Genomic DNA, 19,285 nt, shown 5'->3' on the forward strand with positions numbered 1-19,285 from the left:
GATTTTCAATTCGGCATATCAGGAGGAGACAGATGAGTGATTTAAATAAAAAGGACATCATTGATTTACTGGAGCGGATTGCAGTCTACCTGGAGATTAAAGGGGAAAATGCTTTTCGCGTCTCTGCATACCGAAAAGCAGCTCAGGCACTGGAGCGTGACGAACGATCGATGGCTGAAATTGACGATCCGTCGAAACTTTCAGGCATCGGTAAAGGGACGGCGGGGATCATCAACGATTTCCTCTCAACCGGCACGACAGCGCTGTTGGATGAACTCGAAGAAGAAATCCCCTCAGGGCTTTTGCCTTTGCTGAAACTGCCAGGTCTCGGCGGGAAAAAGATCGGAAAGCTCTATCAGGAACTCGGTGTGGAAGACGCCGCTTCCTTGAAACATGCATGTGAAGTGAATGAAGTACAAAACCTTGCAGGATTCGGAAAAAAAACGGAAGAAAAAATACTCACTGCCGTCAATGAAATGGGGAAACGGCCTGATCGTCTGGCACTGCCGCATGTCACGGCTGCTGTAGATGATCTGTATGAGTTTTTGACGGGTATTCCAGACATTGTTCGATTTGAACTGGCAGGCAGTTTCCGTCGCGGCAGGGAGACAGTGAAAGACCTTGATTTCATCCTGTCTACAAAAGCCCCGGAAAAAGTGGGCGAAACCCTGGTCAATCATCCCCGGGTTACCGAAGTGATCGGGCATGGCGACACGAAGGTGAGTGTGGAATTGACGTTCGGGGAAACGATCGTGCCCGTTGATTTCCGTATGGTGGAGGATGAATCATTTGCAACAATGCTGCATCATTTCACCGGTTCGAAAGATCACAACGTGCTGATGCGTCAAATTGCGAAAGCCCGGGGGGAGAGCATCAGTGAATACGGGGTTAAAGATGAAGCAAGCGGGGACGTCCGTCATTTCGAAACGGAAACAGATTTCTTCGCGCACTTTGACCTGCCGTGGATCCCGCCTGAAGTCCGGGAAGGGAAGCATGAGATTGATGACGCTCCAGAGACAGAGGGCTTGATCACGCTCGCGGACATGCAGGGAGACTTGCATATGCACACCACCTGGAGCGACGGGGCGCAGTCCATCGACGATATGATTGATGCCTGCCGGAAAAAGAAGTACAGCTTTATGGCGATCACGGATCACTCCAAGTATCTGCAGGTCGCCAACGGTCTCAGCGTGGAACGATTGAAGCGTCAGCATGAGGAGATCCGGGAAACGCGCGGAAAATTGACGGATATTCAGGTGTTTACCGGTATTGAGATGGACATATTGCCGGATGGCTCATTGGATTATGACGATGATGTCCTCTCCACGATCGATTTCGTGATCGCATCGATCCACTCGTCTTTTTCACAAGACGAAGAGACGATGATGAAACGTATGGAAGCTGCTTGCCGTAATCCTCATGTGGCCATGATCGCGCATCCAACAGGCCGGTTGATTGGCCGGCGGGATGGCTATGCCGTCAATCTGGATCGTTTGATTGATCTCGCAGTGGAAACGAATACGATATTAGAGATCAATGCCAACCCGAATCGTCTGGATCTTTCCGCCAGCTGGGCAGAGAAGGCCCAGGAAAGAGGGGCGTTGATTTCAATTAATACCGATGCCCATCGCTATGAAATGCTCGAACACCTGCCTTACGGGGTCAGAAATGCCCGGCGGGGCTGGTTACGAAAAGACACAGTGGTGAATACCTGGTCCGGTGAACGACTGCTGGATCATCTCTGGAAAAACCGCTGATGAAACTGGAGGTGCCCTTCAATGCTTGAAAGGGTTTGTCGTGTGCTTGAATATGACAAAATGAAAGAACAGCTGTTGCAACATGCCGGGTCAAGTCTTGGCAAGAAAAAGGTCAAGGCGATGACTCCGCTGTTTGATATCGAACGGATCAGGGTGGAACAAGCCAGAACGGCTGAAGCTGCCAAGATTGTCCGTCTGAAAGGCAATGTTCCTCTCGGCGGTTTGAAGGATATCCGTGCGTCCATTAAGCGCGCTGAAATCGGTGCACAATTGAACGAGCGGGAATTACTGGACGTTGCTTCGACGATTTACGTCAGCCGCCGTTTCCGATCCTTTGTGGAAGGTATGGTGGAAGATGAGATTGAACTGAGCATTCTGCCGGAACTCATCGCGACGATGACACCATTAACGGATTTGGAACAGGAGATTAAACAGGCGATTGATGAAAATGGTCATGTGATGGATTCTGCCAGTCAGGAGCTCCGTCAGATCCGTCAGCAAATCCGGTCTTTGGAGTCTTCCGTCAGATCAAAACTTGAGAACACAACACGCTCTGCCAACGGACGGAAAATGCTGTCCGACGCGATCATTACGATCCGTAACGACCGCTATGTCCTGCCGGTCAAGGCAGAATACCGTGGCCATTTCGGCGGGATCGTGCATGATCAGTCGGCATCCGGTCAGACGTTATTCATCGAACCGGAATTTGCTGTGACGACAAACAATCAGCTCCGGGAAGAGAAAGCCCGTGAAGAGACGGAGATTCAACGGATCTTGTTTGCACTTTCAAACCAGGTAGGCGAATATACAGCGGATCTGGAAATCATCGTGGAGGTCATGACTGAAGTGGACTTTATGTTCGCGAAGGCTTTTTATGGTGCATCGATCAAAGCATCTGAACCGAAACTGGATGGCGATGGGCAGATTGATTTCCGCAAAGCGAGGCATCCGCTTATACCTGATGATGAAATTGTACCGATTGACGTGTCCTTAGGGAACGACTTTACTTCCCTGGTCATTACCGGACCGAATACCGGCGGGAAAACCGTGACGTTGAAAACCGTCGGGATGCTGACGCTAATGGCACAGTCGGGTCTTCATATCCCGGCTCAGGAAGGGTCTGTGGCAGGCGTTTACCAGCAGATTTTTGCGGATATCGGGGATGAACAGTCCATTGAACAAAGTCTCAGTACATTCAGCTCCCACATGACGAACATCGTCAGCATTATGGATCAGGTGAATCACGAGTCCCTGGTGCTCTTTGATGAACTCGGTGCAGGTACTGACCCGACCGAAGGGGCAGCATTGGGTATTGCCATCCTTGACCGGGTGAAAGCGATTGGCGCCAAGGTCATTGCAACCACCCACTACAGCGAATTGAAGGGCTATGCGTATAACCGCGACGGTGTCGTCAATGCCAGCGTGGAATTTGACGTGGAGACCTTACGTCCCACCTACCGGTTGTTAATTGGTGTACCCGGACGCAGTAATGCGTTCGCCATCAGCCGGAGACTCGGTCTCTCAGACGACATTATCGATGAAGCAGGCCTTCATGTGACTGCGGACTCCAACAAGATGGAAAAGATGATTTCATCCTTGGAGGACAGCCGTAAAGCGGCAGAAATCGATTATGATCAGGCGGATGCACTGTTGAAAGAAGCGGAAGCGATGCATGAGGAACTCCGTCTTGAGCTCGAAAAGATAGAGCGTGAAAAAGAACGGATTTATGAAAAAGCGGAAGAAAAAGCGAACAAAGCTGTGGAAAAGGCAAAGGAAGAAGCAGAATTCATCATTGCAGAACTGCGGGAAATGCAGGCGAATGCGCCTTCCATCAAAGACCATAAGCTGATTGATGCAAAAAAACGCCTGGAGGAAACGGAACCGGCCATTGCCAAAAAGAAAACAAAACAGACTGCGGTAAAGAAGAAAAAGACAGTGGATAAACTGCTTCCTGGTGATGAAGTGAAGGTGTTGAGCCTGAACCAGAAAGGCTACATTGCCGAACCCGCCGGTAATTCTGATTTTATGGTACAGCTCGGCATGATGAAAATGAAAGTCAAAAAAGACGATCTTCTTTATATCGACCGTCCTAAACCGGTTGAAACCAAGCCTCTGGCAGCAGTGCGTGGAAGAGATGCCCATGTGAAAACCGAACTCGATCTCCGGGGCGAGCGCTATGAAAGTGCAATGATGGATGTGGAAAAATACCTGGATGACGCAGTTCTGGCGGGGTATCATCAAGTCTCCATTATTCATGGAAAAGGAACCGGTGCCCTCAGAAAAGGAGTCCAGGAATTGCTCGAACGTCATCCGAATGTAAAATCCACCCGAATGGGCACTCAGGGTGAAGGCGGAAACGGTGTCACGATCGCATTGCTTCAATAACAGCCTGAAAAAAAGGCTCTGTTAACGTCTGTTGGTGATCGTGGAGCAGAACAAGCGCCCCCCCGATAGCGAGAGACATCAACAATGATCGCTAACAGAACCAAAAAAGAAAGGCGGCAGCGGCAGATGGATCAATTATTTTTGAATGAATGGCTCTATACAGCTGGCGTATACAGTCTGACAGTGATGATGATCATTGTCAGCCTGTCGATCTTTGAAATGGTGTCGAGCTACAAGACCTGGGACGAGATGAAGAAGGGCAATGTCGCTGTGGCTTTAAGCATCAGTGGGAAGATTTTCGGGATTGCCAATGTATTCAGACATTCCATTTCTGCAAATGATTCGATTCTCGTGATGCTCCTATGGGGCGCTTACGGTTTTGTTCTGCTTTTGTTCGTTTATTTCATCTTTGAATTTCTGACACCGGCATTCAGTGTAGATCAGGAACTGGCGCGTGATAATCGGGCGATCGGTGTGGTTTCGTTCATCCTGTCCATCTCATTGTCCTACATCATCGGCTCAAGTATTTTACTTTTTCAGTAGAAAGGATGATCGTGCGTGGACACTTTGTGGAAAGTATTGGTTGGTCTTTCGGGAATTTTCATCATTGCCGGGGTTATTTTCCTTTACCTGTTTTAGCGATTGGTAATTTAGAACCATTTTCGTGAACAAAGCGTTTATGATCCAAGATTACGGGAAAACACTACATAGATGCAGTTATCGCATCTTGTATTCAAAAGCATAACGACGAATGAAAAAGGAGTTTTACCCGTGAGTGACGATTTTAAGCGCGAAGAGAAGGTGGAAAAACGAAAGGAGCCTTCTCGGGTCGGTGCCACATTTATCAAGTACGGCTTCATTACCATTATTGTCCTAATTATTTTGTATTTCCTCGCAAATTTCTTTTTACCAATGTTTGATGGAAATGGTGAAGAAAACTCAGGAAACAATGGAAATAACGCCATTGAGATTGACATTGATGATGGCGGTAATGACGACGGTGGAAATAACGAATCCTGATTTTCAGTAAAGCCGGTCCGGTAAAACGGGCCGGCTTTACGGATGTTTCAGAACCCCGTTTTACAGGGTTACAAAAAAGTCGCCATCCATTTTAACGATGTTTTGTCAAGGCTTTACGAAAAAAGTCAAAAAATTTCTACAAATCAGTTTCTTTTTGTATGCGTTTTCATTACAATAGAAGGTAAGAGAAGTATGCCTCTTTATCTGCTTTGGGGAAAGTGGACAGTGAACGATTAAAAGGAGGTTACACGATGCAAACGCTAGTGGAAAAACCATGGCTTGATCATTATCCAGAGGAGATCCCGACGTCCATCGATTATGAGGAACAACCCCTTCAGTATTACCTGAAACGGGCGAGTGAGAAATACCCGGACAAACAGGCGCTTCATTTTATGGGGAAGGAAATGACGTACAGTCAGGTTTACACAGAAGCAATGAAGCTGGCTAATCAGCTTCGGAGTCTGGGTGTCAAGCAAGGTGACAGAGTCGCAATCATGCTTGCGAATACGCCGCAGGCCGTGATCTCCTATTACGGAGCCTTATTTGCCGGTGCGGTTGTGGTACAAACGAACCCGCTCTATGTGGAACGGGAGATCGAGCACCAAATGAATGATTCAGGGTGCAAAGTCATGATCTGTCTCGACCTCGTCTATCCAAGAGTGTCAAAAATTCAGGATAAGACCGATCTTGAGCATGTGATTGTCACAGGCATTAAGGATTATCTGCCGTTTCCGGTAAGTTTTATCTACCCGTTTATTCAGAAGAAGAATACCGGCATTAAAGTGGATCTCACGTATAACGATCATTTGCACTCATTTACGGATTTACTTGAAAAAGGAACAGAGACAGAGATCCCGCTTGATATCGATCCGGTAAATGACCTTGCACTGCTCCAGTATACCGGGGGTACAACAGGTCCAGCCAAAGGTGTCATGCTGACGCATTACAATTTGACGGTCAATACCCAGCAGTGTGAGGAATGGATGTACAAAATGATCCCTGGGGAAGAGGTGGTCATGGCGGCATTGCCATTTTTCCATGTGTACGGTATGACAACGGTTATGAATCTGAGTATCCGTCTTGGTTATAAAATGATTATCATGCCGAAATTTGATCCGAAAAAGATTTTGAAGGCGATAGAAAAGCACAAGGCAACCATTTATCCTGGTGCGCCGACGATGTATATCGGCTTGTTGAATCACCCGGATATCAGTAAGCACGATCTGTCCTCCATCAAGGCATGCATCAGCGGTTCGGCACCTTTGCCTATTGAGGTGCAGAGCCAATTTGAAGAAGTAACGAAAGGACGCCTGGTAGAAGGCTACGGGCTCACTGAGACGGCACCGGTTGCGATCGCCAACCTGATCTGGGGGAAGCGAAAGCCGGGATCCATTGGACTCCCTTGGCCGGATACAGACATCATGATCTTGTCCGCCGAGACAGGAGAACCTGCCAAGCCTAATGAAGTAGGTGAAATCTGCATTCGTGGTCCGCAGGTCATGAAGGGGTATTGGAAACTTCCAGAAGCCACCCAGGCCTCCTTCAGGGATGACTGGTTCCTCTCCGGCGACATGGGTTATATGGATGACGAAGGATACTTTTTCATCGTCGATCGCAAGAAGGACATGATCATTGCCGGCGGGTTTAATATTTATCCCCGAGAAGTGGAAGAAATTCTCTATGAGCACGAAGCCGTGCAGGAAGTTTGTGTCATAGGCGTCCCGGATCCGTATCGTGGTGAAACGGTTAAAGCATTCATTGTACTCAAAGAAGGGTCTGAAGTGACGGAAGAAGAGCTTGATGAGTTTTCACGCAAACAGCTTGCCTCATTTAAAGTCCCGAAATATTATGAGTTCCGTGATGAATTGCCGAAAACCATGGTTGGTAAAATCCTTCGTCGTGTGCTGGTGGATGAAGAAAAAGCAAAACAAAAAGAATAAAAATGTGCAAATCTCGAAATTTGCGAGTGTTTCCCCTGATTTTTTCATCATCAGGGGAAATTATTTTGTCATTAACTATTCACATTTGTAATCGGTTTCATATAGAATAGGGGATGAGAGAGAGTAGTTTTTCGAGGAAAGGGAGGTTGAGGAGGAACAGGAATATGTCAGAAACAGTAGCAAGACCGTGGCTCACACACTATCCTGAGGAAGTACCTGAACAGATTGATTATGATCGGCGCCCATTGCAGGATTATCTGCGTGACGGGGCAATGGAAGAACCGGATAAAGTGCTGCTGCACTTTATGGGGAAGGAAATGACGTTTAAAGAGGTCTATCACGAAGCCCTTTCATTTGCCAATGGACTGAAAGGTTTAGGCATTCAAAAGGGCGACCGGGTAGCGATTATGCTTGCGAATACACCCCAGTCTGTTGTAAGTTATTATGGAGCGCTCTTAGCAGGTGCCGTGGTCGTTCAAACGAATCCTTTGTATGTGGAACGTGAACTGGAGCATCAGATGGTGGATTCAGGAGCAAAGATCATGATCTGTCTGGATCTGTTGTATTCAAGAGTGATGAATGTGATCGATAAGACGTCGCTTGAGCATGTGATTGTAACAGGAATCAAGGATTATCTGCCGTTTCCGAAGAACCTGATTTATCCGTTTATACAAAAGAAACAATACGGATTTATTCCCAAGGTCGACTTCGGGGATAGCGTTCATGCCTTTAAGAAGGTCGTGAAGGAGAATCCGTCAAAGGAGATTCCCCTGGAGCTTGATCCCGAAAATGACCTGGCGCTGTTGCAATACACCGGTGGAACAACCGGCGTGGCAAAAGGCGTGAAACTGACGCATATGAATCTGGTTTCCAATACGACGCAGTGCATTCGCTGGATGTATAAGATTGATCACGGGAATGAAGTGCTCCTTTGTGCCTTGCCATTTTTCCATGTGTACGGTATGACAGTGGGGATGAATTTCTCTGTGATGGACCGCAACAAGATGGTGATCCTGCCGAAATTCGATACGAAACAGACGCTCGATGCCATTCAAAAGCAAAAAGCATCGATCTTCCCGGGTGCACCAACCATGTACATTGGCCTCATCAACGATCCTGACGTGGAGAAATACGATCTGAGTTCCATTGAGATTTGTATCAGTGGCTCAGCACCGCTCCCATTGGAAGTCCAGCAGCGATTTGAGAAACTGACCGGTGGCAAATTATCTGAAGGATTTGGACTGACCGAATCATCCCCGGTAACGCATTTCAATCTGATGTGGGGAAAGCGGCCGACAGGCAGCATTGGTCTTCCGTGGCCAGATACCGATGTGGCAATCCTCTCTGCGGAGACGGGTGAACCGGCGGAGCCAGGTGAAGTGGGCGAATTGATCATTCGAGGTCCTCAGGTTATGAAAGGGTATTGGAACCGGCCGGAAGAAACGAATGCCACGTTCCATGATGGCTGGCTTTTAACCGGAGATATGGGCTATATGGATGAAGAAGGATTTTTCTATATCGTTGACCGGAAGAAGGACATGATCATTGCCGGTGGATTCAATATTTATCCAAGGGAAATTGAAGAAGTTCTGTTTGAACATTCAGCCGTACAAGAAGCTGTTGCAGTCGGCGTGCCGGATCCTTACCGTGGGGAAACCGTCAAAGCCTTTATCGTAAAACGTGAAGGTCATGAGGTGTCGGAGAAAGATCTGGATGCATTTTGCCGGGAACGACTGTCTTCTTACAAAGTACCGAAACTTTATGAATTCCGCGAAGAATTACCGAAGACGATGGTAGGTAAGGTTCTGAGACGGGCATTGCTCGAAGAAGAAAAGGAAAAAGCGAGAAAATCAGGCTGAGTATTTCAGCGCACCTTTGTGTTGACAGTGCTTGGGTTGTCGACTACAATGATATTATGAATGAATAATCATTCATTTATTGGAAGCAGAGGATGTGATGAGATGGGCAGGAAAAAAGGTCCGAAGTATGACGCAATTATCGATGCTGCAGTGGTTGTGTTTGCCCAAAACGGCTATCACAATTCAAAAGTGTCAAAAATAGCACAGGAAGCCGGCGTGGCAGATGGCACGATTTATCTTTATTTTAAAAATAAAGAAGACATTCTGATCTCCATGTTTGAAGAAAAAATGAGTATTTTTGTGGATCGGATCCAACATGAGATCAGTCATGTGGAGAGCATTGAGAAGAAGCTGGAGATCATGGTGGAAATGCATTTCACCCAATTGGAACTCGATCCGGATCTGGCGATCGTCACACAGCTGGAATTGCGTCAATCGAACACGAACATGCGTTACAAAGTCAATGAAGTGCTGAAAGGGTACCTGGGTCTGATTGACGGGCTTCTCGAAGAAGGCATGAAACAAGGTTTGTTCGACCCTGGCCTGAATATCCGCATTGCCCGTCAGATCATTTTCGGAGCAGTGGATGAAGTGGCGACAAACTGGGTGATGAAGGAGCGTAAGTATGCGCTCACGCCTCTCGCATCAGACATCAGCGATATGCTGATCAAAGGGTTGTCGCTGAAGAGTCAGCCAGAACTCAAAGGGAAAGGGTGAACTTGATGTCTGACACATCATTAACGTCGGTTCGTTTTGAAAATCATGTGGCAATTGTGACACTGAGTAATCCACCGGCAAATGCGATTTCCGAATCAATGATCGCTGAGCTGGATGAGGTATTCAAAGAACTCGGGGATAACCCGGAGGCAAAAGTCATCCTCCTTCAAGGCGAAGGGAAGTTTTTCGCTGCAGGAGCGGATATCAAAGAATTCACTGAAATGACGCATGCCAATGAATTTCGGGAAACCGCCCGGGAAGGTCAACGGGTATTCCGTATGATCGAGACACTCTCCAAACCGGTGATTGCCGTTATTCACGGCGCTGCACTTGGTGGCGGTCTGGAACTGGCTATGGCTTGTCATATGCGTCTGGTGACGTCTTCAGCTAAACTCGGTCTTCCGGAACTGAATCTCGGACTGATCCCTGGATTTGCCGGTACACAGCGGTTACCTCGCATCGTCGGTCATGCGAAGGCGCTGCAGATGACCCTCACATCAGATCCGATTTCGGGCGAAGAAGCGGTGGCATTCGGACTCGCCAATCAATTGGTATCCGAAGATGATCCGCTCGGGGAAGCAATGAGCATCGCCGGGAAAATGGCAGCGAAGCCGGCTAAAAATCTGGCAGCGGTCCTGGAACTGATTCACGAAGCAGAACGGGACTCCCTGGAACGGGGGCAGGAAAAAGAAGCCGTGCTCTTCGGAGACCTGGCTGAGACGAAAAATGCAGCAGAAGGTATTCGGGCGTTTCTTGAAAAGCGTCCTCCAAAGTTTGAAGATCGCTGATTCAGCGGTTTTCAACATAGATTCATTTGAAAGCGTTTCACATTCACTTCAAAAACAGGAGGGAACGGAATGAACATTTACGTCATTATGAAGCGAACTTTTGACACGGAAGAGAAGATCCAGCTGGAAAACGGGCAAATTTCTGAGGACGGCGCTGAATTTATCATTAATCCGTACGATGAATATGCCATTGAGGAAGCAATCCAATTGCGCGATGAGCATGGCGGTGAAGTGACACTCGTCACAGTCGGTGATGAGGAAGCTGAAAAGCAGCTGAGAACAGGCCTGGCGATGGGAGGCGACAAAGCGGTTCTGATTGAAGATGAAGATGTGGAAGACGGAGACACGTACTCCACTGAAAGAATTCTTGCAGGTTATTTTGCCGATAAAGAAGTGGATATGATTCTCGGTGGTAACGTGGCCGTTGACGGCGGCTCGGGACAGGTCGGTCCACGCTTAGCGGAACGGCTCGGCATGGTTCATGTCACTTCGGTAGTCAGTGTCAGTGTCGACGGCACAACAGTGAGTATTGAAAAAGATGTAGAAGGCGATCAGGAATTCATTGAATTGCAGCTTCCTGTGCTCCTCACAGCGCAGCAGGGATTAAATGAACCCCGCTACCCATCGTTGCCGGGCATTATGAAGGCGAAGAAAAAACCGTTGGAAGAACTCGATCTCGATGATCTCGACCTCGACGAGGATGACGTGGGAGGAAAAACCGAACGGGTAGAAATTTACCTTCCGCCACCGAAGGCAGCCGGTAAAATACTTGAAGGTGAAGTGGATGAACAGGTTACTGAACTGGTGTCACTGCTGAAGAACGAAGCGAAAGTCATTTAAACAGGAGGGATTTGAATTATGGCCAATAAAGTAGTAGTCATTGGAGAAATGCGTGATGGGGAATTCAGAAATGTGTCGTTTGAAGCGATTGCTGCAGCGAAACAGATCGCTCCTGATGGCGAGATTGTCGGTGCTCTTCTCGGCAGCGGTGTGAAAGATCGCGCCGATCAGCTGTTTCATTATGGTGCAAGCCGTGTGGTTGTTGTCGATCATGACAAACTGAAAAACTATACGCCGGAGGGTTATACGCAGGCAGCGATGGCACTGGTGGATCAAGAGGAGCCGGATGCAGTCATTATGGGGCATACTTCCCTTGGACGTGACTTGTCCGCGAAACTTGCTGCTCGTATGGAAGCGGGTCTCGTTTCAGATGCCGTCGGTATCGAAATGGACGGCGAAGATCCAGTGTTCACGCGACCAATTTATTCCGGTAAGGCTTTTGAAAAAGTGAAATCGAAAGATGGCGTTGTTTTTGCAACCATCCGCCCGAACAATATTCCTGCACAGGAAGCAGACACCTCGAAAAGTGGATCTGTAGAAACGGTTGATGTGGCTATTGCTGATTTGCAGACGATCATTAAAGATGTCGTTAAGAATACAGCTACAGGTGTGGACCTCTCGGAGGCATCTGTGATTGTGGCCGGCGGACGTGGACTGAAGTCAGAGGAAAATTTCAAAATGCTCGATGAACTCGCAGACCTTCTCGGAGGTGCGGTTGGTGCGTCCCGTGGCGCGTGTGATGCTGAGTACTGCGACTATGCCCTGCAGATTGGGCAGACAGGAAAAGTGGTTACACCTGATCTGTATATTGCGGTTGGCTTGAGTGGTGCCATTCAGCACGTTGCGGGGATGTCCAACTCAAAAGTGATTGTTGCCCTGAACAAAGATCCAGAAGCAGAAATTTTCCAAATGGCGGATTACGGTATTGTCGGCGATCTTTTCGATACCTTGCCTAAATTGATCGAAGAATTTAAAAAAGTTGTTGTGTGAAAAGACTGAATCAAAGGCCCGGGTGAACTGACACTTCCCCGGGCCTTCGTGTTGCTTATGAAGGGAAGAGCAGTTTGTGAAACAGTATCTTTGATTAATTGCAATATATGATTTATGATGGTGTTACAACCCTTAGGAAAAAATACTTTTCATGACGCAGAATGTTTAGTATAATACGCTATAGGGTATATGAATACCAGAAAGATAACAAGGAGGAATGTTTAAGATGGCAATTGTAAAAGCTTCGGACGCAACGTTTGCAGAAGAAACTGGACAAGGTGTAGTACTTGCAGACTTTTGGGCGCCATGGTGCGGACCTTGTAAGATGATTGCACCGGTACTTGAAGAACTGGATGCAGATATGGGCGATAAGTTGAAAATTGTAAAACTGGATGTAGATGAAAATCAACAGACAGCCGGTAAATTTGGTGTGATGAGTATTCCGACACTGCTTATCTTTAAAGATGGCGAAGTCGTGGATCAGGTCGTTGGTTTCCAACCGAAAGACGCCCTGGCAAACACATTGAACAAGCACATGTCATAAAAATCAACAGACCAGCAGCAGTCCTACTCAGGACTGTTGCTTTTTTTTGATTTCTGGACTGTGTAAGCATACGGGGGATTGTCAGGCAGCGTTTTTCTTAAAGCGGATCGGGGGATATGGTACACTAGCGCCACAGAGAACCATTGATGACAAGGAGAATGACAGATGCTTGAATTTAAACATAAATTGGATTTGCTTCCGGCCCAGCCTGGGTGTTACCTAATGAAGAATAAACACGGAACCATCATCTACGTCGGAAAAGCAAAAGTGTTGAAAAACCGGGTTCGTTCTTATTTTTCGGGTACACATGATCAGAAGACACAAATGCTGGTCAGCGAAATAGCGGATTTCGAATACATCGTGACGAATTCTGAACTCGAAGCCCTGCTGTTGGAACAGAATCTGATCAAGAAATATGAACCAAGATACAACGTCTTATTAAAAGATGATAAGACGTATCCTTTCATAAAAATTACGAACGAAGAGCACCCGAGACTGATCACGACCCGCAAGGTCAAAAAAGATGGCGGGAAATACTTCGGTCCATATCCGAACGCCTACTCAGCCAACGAGACAAAAAAGCTGCTGGACAGACTGTATCCCCTCAGAAAGTGCCGTACGCTGCCCGATCGTGTCTGTTTGTATTATCATATTGGGCAATGCCTCGCGCCATGTGAGTTTACTGTCACGAAGCAAACCAATAAAGAAATGGTTCAGGAGATTGCACGGTTTTTAAACGGCGGTCATAAAGAAGTCAAAAAACAAATCGAACAAAAAATGTATGAGGCTTCAGAAGAGATGAATTTTGAACGGGCCAAGGAACTGCGTGATCAGACCCGCCACATCGAAAATGTGATGGAGAAACAAAAGATCACAATTACGGATCTTGGCAACCGGGATGTGTTCGGTTATGAAGTCGACAAAGGCTGGATGTGTGTGCAAGTGTTTTTTGTCAGGCAGGGGAAACTGATTGAACGGGATGTTTCCTTGTTCCCGGTCTACCAGGAACCGGTGGATGATTTCTATGCGTTTATCGGCCAATTTTATCTCGATGAGCAGCATCCGTTGCCGAAGGAAATTTTCGTGCAGCCAGAAGTGGATACGGACATCGTGTCAGATTTTCTAAAGGTAAATGCAATTGAGCCGAAGCGGGGCCAGAAAAAACAGCTGGTTGATCTGGCCAGAAAAAATGCCAACCTGGCCCTCAAAGAGAAATTTGATCTGATTGAAAAGAACGAAAAGAAAACGATCCTTGCCATCAAAGAATTGGGCGAAGCCATGAAAATCGATACCCCTTACCGCATCGAAGCCTTTGACAATTCCAACATACAGGGTGTCGATCCGGTATCGGCGATGGTCGCTTTCGTTGACGGGAAACCGGACAAGAAAAGCTACCGGAAATATAAAGTGAAGACGGTTGAGGGGCCGGATGATTATGAATCGATGCGTGAAGTGGTCAGACGGCGCTACAAGAGGCTGTTGACCGAGGGCGCGCCATTGCCGGATCTGATCGTCATCGATGGGGGGAAGGGTCAGATCTCTGCTGCACAAAGTGTCTTGGAAGATGAATTAAGTCAGTCGATCCCGGTTTGCGGACTCGTTAAGGATGATAAGCACCGCACATCACAGCTGATGATTGGTGATCCTCCGGAAGCCATTACGTTGAAGCGGACGAGCGAAGCATTCTATTTACTGCAGCGTATTCAAGATGAAGTGCACCGTTTTGCGATTACCTTTCACCGGAATGTCCGGAAAAAATCACAGTTTCAATCAATTCTGGATGATGTGGAAGGAATCGGAGATAAAAGGAAAAAACTACTTTTAAAGTCATTTGGATCCTTGAAACGGATCAAATCGGCGTCATTGGAAGAAATCGAGCGTGTAGGCATCCCTCAGTCCGTTGCTTCCTCCTTAAAGAAGGCTATCGAGAATGAGGCTGACAAATGAAGCTAGAACAGAATTGCCTCTGAACTGGGGTCTTGTTATGCTTATAGATGTGCTTGTCCACAGTTTCGTCAAATTTGCTCTCATCCTTTTTATTCATGAGGTTACAAATCCGGACGAAGCGGCAAGTAATAACAAATGAACGATTCACCAAAAAACTCAAGGAGGAATCGACATTGGCAACGGTAGTTCAGAAGTTCGGAGGTACATCCGTCGGAGATACTGCAAAAATCAAACGGGTGGCAGAACGGATTAAACGACGAATGGAAGCAGGAGATCAGGTTGTGACCGTGGTATCCGCAATGGGGAAATCCACAGATAAACTGGTCGACCTTGCAAACGATATTACAGATGATCCGGATCCGCGGGAAATGGATATGCTGTTAACGACAGGGGAGCAGGTTACGATTTCACTCGTCGTGATGGCATTGAATGAATTGAACGTGGAAGCTGTCTCCTTAACGGGCTGGCAGGCGGGAATCCAGACCGAATGTACACATGGAGATGCACGCATCACGGATATCGACAAATCAGCTGTCCAGGATTACCTGGACGAGGGGAAAGCGGTTCTTGTTGCCGGATTTCAGGGCATCAGTGACGAAGGCAATATCACGACACTCGGTCGTGGTGGATCAGATACAACGGCTGTGGCGCTTGCAGCAGCTCTTGGAGCAGAATCGTGCTCGATCTTCACCGACGTAACGGGTGTATTCACAGCAGACCCGCGCTATGTGAAGCAGGCGCGGCAAATGCCGAGTATTTCATACGACGAGATGCTTGAATTGGCGAATCTCGGTGCAGGTGTACTTCACCCGCGTGCCGTTGAGTTTGCGAAGAATTACAGCGTACCGTTAATTGTTGCATCCAGTATGGAGGAAGTAGAAGGAACACTTGTGGAGGAGGAACCATCCATGGAGAAGAATCTCGTAGTACGGGGTCTTGCTTTTGAAAAGGATATTACAAAGATTTCGATTGAACGGTTACCCAACCAATATGACACGATGGCTGTCATCTTTAAACTGCTCGCCAACGAGGGAATCAATGTGGATTTGATTATTCAGCAAACAACCAGTGATCATGCGCTGAATGTCTCGTTCTCCGTCGATACGGATAAATTGGGACGCGCGCTTGAGATCCTTGAGGAGAACAAAGCAGAACTTTGTTATTCCATGGTTCGTCATCAAAGTATGCTGAGTAAAGTATCGATCGTCGGATCAGGTATGATTTCCAACCCAGGTGTCGCAGCGGATATGTTTGAGACACTCTCTGAAGAAGAAATTGAGATCATGATGGTCTCCACCTCTGAGATTGGCGTTTCGGCAGTAGTCCCTGAATCAGATATGATCAAAGCGGCAAATGCCCTTCATTCCAAGTTTAAACTTGATGCAGAGGAACTTGAGAAAGTCGAAGCACTCAGTTCCTGATAACGTCTCAATGGCATTGATGCTCCATTCCTTAAATAGATGGCATCGTTCCGATGATGTATGACATGAAACCAGCACCCCGGTAATGACCGGAGTGCTGGTTTTTAAAACAATATTAATCGACGGGGTCTTTTAAATCTGAGATGACCTGGATCTCCACAAGAGAGGGGTCTTTCTTTTTAATGATGAAAGATCCTTCTGACACCGCATTTTTATCCAATTCGGCAAGCTGGGCAAGAAAGCCTGTTTCAAGCGAAAAGGAGCGTTCACTGATGGGAAACGATGTCGTGAGTTCATAAGTGATCTGTTTGGACTTCTCCTTGATGAGGGTCAGTTCTCCCCAGCCGCATTTTGCGAAAAAAGCAGGGAGATCCATCCTGGCATCCTCCGCGTACTTTCGAGCCAGGTACTTTCCGGAATAATAGAGAATCATACCTTCATCTTCACCGAGAAGCTCGGGAATCAAGTCATTGCGTAAAATGTCATAGCCAAATCCTGAAATGCTTTCAGGGATTTCCTGCGTCTGTTTCTTTTTGAACATGGGTCCTCATCCTTATCTGAATCAATCTCTTATGTGTTCAGTCTACCACATCTTATCTTGAAATGGCTGATTTTTGGATAACATATAGTGAACTGTCCGGTAACATGATATACTAATCTCCGTATTGAACGGGAGGTTATTTTTATGAAGCTCGGAACATCCAAATTACTATCGCCATTTCGTATTATTGTGGCTTCTTATATTATCGCCATGTTTCTGTTCAGTGTGTTCCTTTTCCTTCCCGCTTCTGCGCAGGAAGGGGTGTACGTCAGTTACACTGAAGCGCTTTTCACAGCGGTAAGTGCCGTTAGTGTGACGGGACTTACCGTCGTAAATGTCTCAGAAACCTACAGTCCGCTGGGGATCTTTTTCCTCGCAGCTGCCATTCAGCTCGGGGGCATCGGCGTGATGACACTGGGGACGTTTGTCTGGATGGTGCTCGGCCGAAAGATTGCCCTGTCGCAGCGGATGCTGATTATGGTCGACCATAATCAGATTTCCTTTGCAGGACTGGTGAAGCTGATGCGCGGCATTCTCTTCGTCGCATTTGGCATTGAACTTGCCGGTGCACTGATTCTTGGTACATATTATATCAATTACTTCGATACCGTGGGTGAAGCCTTTTATCAGGGGGCATTTGGTGCGTTAACGGCCTTCACAAACGCCGGCTTCGATGTGACGGGGCAATCACTGGTTCCTTTTGCGGATGATTACTTTGTGCAGCTTGTCAATATTCTTCTGATCTTCGCCGGGGCGATCGGGTTTCCGGTATTGATGGAATTGAAGGAATATTTTACGACGTCGGACCGGTCGTTTCGTTTCAGCCTGTTTACCAAAATCGCGACGTCGACCTATTTCATTGTCTTCGGGATTGGTGCTGCCGGTCTGTGGATCACGGAGCGTACTGCTTATTATGACGGCATGGTCTGGCATCAGCAGTTGTTCTTCTCCCTCTTTAACTCGGCTACAGCCAGAAGCGGGGGACTTTCGACGATGGATATGAATGATCTGACCCTCGCGAGTCTTCTTCTCCTGTCAGGATTGATGATCATCGGAGCCAGCCCGTCGAGTGTCGGAGGGGGGATCCGGACGACGACGCTTGCGGTCATGTTCCTGACGATCCGCAGTTTTGCAATGGGTCGCTCAGACGTGAAGGTATTCGGCCGGGAAATCCACGTGGAGGACCAGCAAAAATCGTTTATCGTCCTCTCGGTTTTTGCAGTGGGGCTGTTCGCAGCGATCACCGGCATCAGTCATATTGAACAGGGGAACGAAGTCGCCTTGATTGCCATTGTCTTTGAGACGAGTTCGGCGTTCGGGACATCGGGTTTGTCGATGGGCATTACGCCTGATTTGTCCTTTGGGAGCCAGACGATCCTGATGATCCTTATGCTCATCGGCCGGGTCGGCCTGGTTGCGTTCCTGTTTTCGATCCGCGCCCAGGAAAAGAAGACCCATTTCCACTATCCGAAAGAACGGATTATTATTGGATAAACTGAATAAGGGAAAATATTACTCTATGGTAAAATAGTGAAATGCTTATTACTGCACAAATTTACAAAAACTGAATGAATTCTCAATTAGCGGACCGTTTTCTCAAAAGGGGGTCCGCTTCTCTCTTACAGATTCGAAAGGAGTGGTTTCATCCGGAAAAATTATCTGAATAGTACGAAGGTTCACATTTCAAATCGTTTTTCTGTTAAAATAATACTGAATCCGCTTTCTTGACGGGTGTTCGATTGAGGAGTAGAATGAAATTGTCAAACTTTATACAAAGTTGTGATAGTTCCTTGTCAATTCGTTTAACATTATTTGTAAAGCGGTCCGGCTGATTTTACTTCAAAGGGGGGTATTAAACGTTCCGGTTTAAAACGAAAGAAAGACCAACCTAATTCATTACAGGGGGAGAATGACATGTCAACAAATAATCGTGAATTTTTCTACAGAAAACTCCACTCCTTGCTTGGTGTAATTCCGGTCGGTGCATTTCTGATTGTGCACTTATCAGTGAACTATTACGCTGTAAGAGGTGAAGAAGCTTTCAATGATGCAGTCGCCTTCATGGAAAGCCTTCCATTTGTATACTTCCTTGAAATCTTCTTAATTTTCCTGCCATTACTGTTCCACGCGATCTATGGAATGTATATTGTATTCCAGGCAAAGAACAACACATCTACATACAGCTATTTCCGCAACTGGATGTTCATGCTTCAACGGGTATCCGGGGTGGTCGTGTTTATTTTCGTGGTTTGGCATGTATGGGATACAAGAATACAGAAGATGCTTGGTGCTGAAGTCAATTTTGATATGATGGCGGATATCGTAGCGAGTCCGATTGCGTTAATCGGATACATTATCGGGATCGTTGCAGCAACGTTCCACTTAGCCAATGGAATCTGGGCGTTCCTGATCACTTGGGGCATTACCGTGTCTCCAAGATCTCAGAAGATCTCACAATACGTGAGCATGGGAATCTTCGTGGCGCTGACGTTTGTGGGTATCCGTGCCATCCTGGCGTTTGTCATCTAGAAGTCCA

Annotated in this window: 16 protein-coding genes; 15 read left to right on the plus strand and 1 reads right to left on the minus strand. The window is 47.1% G+C overall.

The genetic code is table 11. The features are described 5' to 3' along the window. The first annotated feature begins 32 nt into the window (after positions 1–32). From polX to BBEV_RS04710, 13 genes are all read left to right on the plus strand, one after another. Positions 33–1,757 carry a DNA polymerase/3'-5' exonuclease PolX gene (gene polX, locus BBEV_RS04650; protein WP_069364406.1) on the plus strand — a complete coding sequence of 575 codons (1,725 nt, stop codon included), beginning with the start codon at positions 33–35 and terminating at the stop codon, positions 1,755–1,757. A 21-nt stretch (positions 1,758–1,778) separates the two neighbouring features. After that, positions 1,779–4,142, plus strand: coding sequence for an endonuclease MutS2 (locus BBEV_RS04655; RefSeq protein WP_069364407.1), 2,364 nt, complete (start codon positions 1,779–1,781; stop codon positions 4,140–4,142). A 126-nt stretch (positions 4,143–4,268) separates the two neighbouring features. Then, complete coding sequence (locus BBEV_RS04660; protein WP_069366595.1) at positions 4,269–4,685, plus strand: DUF350 domain-containing protein; 417 nt, start codon at positions 4,269–4,271, stop codon at positions 4,683–4,685. A gap of 228 nt (positions 4,686–4,913) precedes the next feature. Continuing rightward, complete coding sequence (locus BBEV_RS04665) at positions 4,914–5,162, plus strand: hypothetical protein (protein WP_069364408.1); 249 nt, start codon at positions 4,914–4,916, stop codon at positions 5,160–5,162. 251 nt (positions 5,163–5,413) lie between these two features. Then, entirely contained in the window at positions 5,414–7,102 is a 1,689-nt protein-coding gene (locus tag BBEV_RS04670; RefSeq protein WP_069364409.1) for a long-chain-fatty-acid--CoA ligase, read from the plus strand. Positions 7,103–7,266: 164 nt separating this feature from the next. After that, positions 7,267–8,961 (plus strand): AMP-binding protein, encoded by a 1,695-nt coding sequence (locus BBEV_RS04675; RefSeq protein ID WP_069364410.1) that lies wholly within the window; start codon positions 7,267–7,269, stop codon positions 8,959–8,961. A gap of 102 nt (positions 8,962–9,063) precedes the next feature. Continuing rightward, a complete protein-coding gene (locus tag BBEV_RS04680) occupies positions 9,064–9,678 on the plus strand; it encodes a fatty acid metabolism transcriptional regulator FadR (RefSeq protein WP_157100919.1) in 615 nt (204 codons plus the stop codon). A 5-nt stretch (positions 9,679–9,683) separates the two neighbouring features. Further along, positions 9,684–10,466, plus strand: a complete 783-nt coding sequence (locus BBEV_RS04685) for an enoyl-CoA hydratase (RefSeq protein ID WP_069364412.1) — start codon at positions 9,684–9,686, stop codon at positions 10,464–10,466. Between the two features lie 69 nt (positions 10,467–10,535). Further along, entirely contained in the window at positions 10,536–11,306 is a 771-nt protein-coding gene (locus BBEV_RS04690) for an electron transfer flavoprotein subunit beta/FixA family protein (protein WP_069364413.1), read from the plus strand. An 18-nt stretch (positions 11,307–11,324) separates the two neighbouring features. Beyond that, a complete protein-coding gene (locus BBEV_RS04695; RefSeq protein ID WP_069364414.1) occupies positions 11,325–12,296 on the plus strand; it encodes an electron transfer flavoprotein subunit alpha/FixB family protein in 972 nt (323 codons plus the stop codon). 226 nt (positions 12,297–12,522) lie between these two features. After that, the gene (gene trxA, locus BBEV_RS04700) at positions 12,523–12,840 is read left to right on the plus strand and encodes a thioredoxin (protein ID WP_069364415.1); all 318 of its coding nucleotides are present in this window, start codon (positions 12,523–12,525) and stop codon (positions 12,838–12,840) included. Between the two features lie 165 nt (positions 12,841–13,005). Then, complete coding sequence (gene uvrC / locus BBEV_RS04705; protein ID WP_069364416.1) at positions 13,006–14,787, plus strand: excinuclease ABC subunit UvrC; 1,782 nt, start codon at positions 13,006–13,008, stop codon at positions 14,785–14,787. A 173-nt stretch (positions 14,788–14,960) separates the two neighbouring features. After that, a complete protein-coding gene (locus BBEV_RS04710) occupies positions 14,961–16,208 on the plus strand; it encodes an aspartate kinase (RefSeq protein ID WP_069364417.1) in 1,248 nt (415 codons plus the stop codon). Between the two features lie 115 nt (positions 16,209–16,323). On the opposite strand, the gene BBEV_RS04715 is transcribed toward BBEV_RS04710, so the two are convergent. Continuing rightward, positions 16,324–16,749, minus strand: coding sequence for a DUF2507 domain-containing protein (locus tag BBEV_RS04715; RefSeq protein WP_069364418.1), 426 nt, complete (start codon positions 16,747–16,749; stop codon positions 16,324–16,326). 144 nt (positions 16,750–16,893) lie between these two features. On the opposite strand from BBEV_RS04715, the gene BBEV_RS04720 reads away from it, so the two are divergent. Together BBEV_RS04720 and BBEV_RS04725 are read left to right on the plus strand one after the other, a co-directional pair. Next, a complete protein-coding gene (locus tag BBEV_RS04720) occupies positions 16,894–18,243 on the plus strand; it encodes a TrkH family potassium uptake protein (RefSeq protein ID WP_069364419.1) in 1,350 nt (449 codons plus the stop codon). A gap of 420 nt (positions 18,244–18,663) precedes the next feature. After that, a complete protein-coding gene (locus BBEV_RS04725) occupies positions 18,664–19,278 on the plus strand; it encodes a succinate dehydrogenase cytochrome b558 subunit (RefSeq protein ID WP_069364420.1) in 615 nt (204 codons plus the stop codon). Positions 19,279–19,285 lie beyond the last annotated feature (7 nt).

Source organism: Salisediminibacterium beveridgei (genome assembly GCF_001721685.1).
Classification (GTDB): Bacteria; Bacillota; Bacilli; order Bacillales; family Salisediminibacteriaceae; genus Salisediminibacterium; species Salisediminibacterium beveridgei.